The following is a 1998-nucleotide window of genomic DNA, read 5'->3' as shown; positions in this document are numbered from 1 at the left end:
ATATAAATATTATCAGATAGAAACTTTCAAAAGGATTTGAATATGAAAACTGACACTAAGACAAGCAAACAGCTAATGGAAGAATACACAGAAAATAAAGTAATCGTTGAACGTGCAAACGTTAAGACAGCAGATTTACTTGATTCACTTGAATATGAAGCAATCAAAACCGTTAATGGCAAAAACTTTATTATTAAAGCTAAAAACAAAAACGGTTTAAGACTGGATTTAGAAGTTCCAGATTTTATGGTTGCTGAAGTATGTGTTACTGACATTCTACGTAAGTTTGCATTTATCTAATGTGGACAATGAACTTTGATTTGGACGACGAGCTTGCTAATAAAGCTCTTCTCCATCGTATATCTCTGAACATCTATGAAACCTTCGGTATTGAAGAAGGGTACAACATAATTGACGAACATTTGCCGTTGGTTAAAGAATACCCGCATGATATTTTTATCGATTACCTTAACGACAGCACTAGAGAGTTGGAAGAGAAATATGAAACTAAAATTAGAAAATGCGGTGGAAGTTTTAAAAAGACCGTTGAACGTGTCTTGGACGCACATGAAATGTATTCCAGCCGATATGATTGACGCAGCATACAAAGAATACTTAAAGGAAGCTTAACGGCTTCCTTTTTTAATGCCCGTAGCTGTCATAAATACCCTTATACAATTTTGCAAAAAGGTATTTTATGACAGACATTATTTTAAGTGATAACGAGTTTATCATTTCAGATGTTAAGGTCAAACATAATACTCCTTCATTTTATACTGAATCTATAAATGGTAAGGGTAATGCGTTATCTCGTGGATTACATAGTATGGAAATCGAAGCGAAGATTACGTGTATCAATGACCTTGATATTAAGAAGTTTGAAGCGTTAATGCTTCGTATTCGTGGTCGTTTGAATCCATTCAAACTATCACTGCAAGACAGCACTGACGGCAAGGGTTACTGCAATCCTTTATTCACTGATGTTAAACCAATGACTGCTACTGCTGTGTCCATCGGTCAAACGAAACTAACGTTATCTGGTTTCTCTGGTGAAATCCCTGCTGGTAGCAAGTTTCAATTCCCAAATGACAGCAAAGTATACGTGTTACTAACGCCTGCACTTCCTAACAGAGAAGTTGAAATATTCCCTGCTGTTAGATTTGCTCAAGTAATCAAGACCCGTATGAACTTTTCACCTGAGCCTCTTGTTCGATTAAACGGTGACGTATTCGATATTCAATATGCTAATGGTGCTGAATATAGTTTGAAAATGAAAGAGGTAATGTAATGAGTGGATTCTACTGTTCAGCTATGGAGTTGGACCTAAGAAGTATAACTGGCGAAATAATGCGATTAACTGATGCGCCTTATGACGTCGAGTATGATGGTAATACATATCAAGCATTTGGTACCTTACTTTCTATTGACCGAATTACGGTTGAAAATACCCTGTCCAGCAAGGCGCTAAACGTCACACTGTCAGGCATTTCGGTGGATTTCCAAGAGTCCGTTAATAACAACACATTTAGACGAAAGCCCGTCAAGATATATAAGTGTTTTGTTCCTGAAGGGTCGAATGTTATTCAGGATATGAAACCGTACTGGGTCGGTCTGAGCTCGACACCAGAAACCGACATAAATTATCGTGATGGTTTCATGGCATTGAAACTTAGTTGTAAAAGTATTTTCGATTTAGACAAGACACCTTCGTTAATGCGTGCAAACAACTCTACTCATCAAGCACTGCATAATGGCGACAAGTTCTTCCAATACGCAACTGTTGACCAAGATGAAGACGTAATGTGGCGTCAACCATAATGAATCACATATTAGAGAAGTATAAAGATAAACCCCATGTAGTTGGGGTTTACGATTGCAATTTAATGTTATTGGAGCTTACTGGTTTCGATATTTCAATAGTACCTGAGTTTAAGACAATTAGAGAGGGTATGAAGGCATTAAGACAATCAGTTGGAGTATTAACGTCAAAAGAATACT

The 1998-nt window shown here is 36.9% G+C and carries 5 protein-coding genes; all 5 read left to right on the top strand.

The annotated features are described in order from the left end of the window. Positions 1–42: 42 nt before the first annotated feature. Entirely contained in the window at positions 43–300 is a 258-nt protein-coding gene (locus HW45_RS04815; protein WP_038225322.1) for a hypothetical protein, read from the top strand. An 8-nt stretch (positions 301–308) separates the two neighbouring features. Continuing rightward, a complete protein-coding gene (locus HW45_RS04810; protein ID WP_038225321.1) occupies positions 309–596 on the top strand; it encodes a hypothetical protein in 288 nt (95 codons plus the stop codon). Between the two features lie 101 nt (positions 597–697). Further along, the gene (locus tag HW45_RS04805; RefSeq protein ID WP_038225320.1) at positions 698–1288 is read left to right on the top strand and encodes a hypothetical protein; all 591 of its coding nucleotides are present in this window, start codon (positions 698–700) and stop codon (positions 1286–1288) included. Continuing rightward, positions 1288–1818, top strand: coding sequence for a DUF2163 domain-containing protein (locus tag HW45_RS04800; protein WP_038225318.1), 531 nt, complete (start codon positions 1288–1290; stop codon positions 1816–1818). Before HW45_RS04805 ends, HW45_RS04800 begins: the two co-directional genes overlap by 1 nt. Beyond that, positions 1818–1998: hypothetical protein (locus HW45_RS29935; protein ID WP_038225316.1), on the top strand; the 181-nt coding region annotated here is incomplete at its 3' end. The genes HW45_RS04800 and HW45_RS29935, both read left to right, overlap by 1 nt.

The sequence above is a fragment of the Vibrio sp. ER1A genome (assembly GCF_000733315.1).
GTDB classification, from domain to species: domain Bacteria; phylum Pseudomonadota; class Gammaproteobacteria; order Enterobacterales; family Vibrionaceae; genus Vibrio; species Vibrio mediterranei.
This window is presented reverse-complemented; position numbering and strand designations above follow the sequence as displayed.